Consider the following 494-nt stretch of genomic DNA (forward strand, 5'->3'; position numbering starts at 1 on the left):
AAGTACATGTAGACCAAGCGTACTTTGATAACCCTAACGGGCGCTTGAACGTCATACCTGGCATGCAAGCAACGGTTGATATCAGCGTAGCTGAACGTTCAGTATTGGAATACATCATGAAGCCGCTGTTGCGGGCCTTGCAACGCTAGAGCTGCGCGGGAGTAGAACACTGGGTCAATATTTGACGCCAGTGTTACTAACCAAATGACAAACGAAACTAATCTAGTCGAAGAACACGAACCGTATTTTCAGCAGGTCCCGAACCGCTTTGTGGCGCACGTCTTTCTTGGAAGATAATGGCCGTTTGACCCTTCTCCGAATTAACATCGATAGCGAGTGCTTGATTATCCGTAGGAATATCTACGATAGCACTTTCATTTTCAAAACTCTGTTGAGAAACGATGCTGTTAGTCGATTGATCAAACAGACCGGTTTGTACTCGAAAATAGGCTACTCGAACTCGCGAAGTATATTGAGAGCAACTGCCCGCCCCA

Annotated in this window: 1 protein-coding gene; it reads right to left on the minus strand. The window is 46.4% G+C overall.

All coding sequences use genetic code 11. The annotated features are described in order from the left end of the window. Positions 1-217 precede the first annotated feature (217 nt). Positions 218-494: hypothetical protein (locus A3739_RS30405; protein WP_197472566.1), on the minus strand; the 277-nt coding region annotated here is incomplete at its 5' end.

It is taken from the genome of Oleiphilus sp. HI0067, assembly GCF_001635735.1.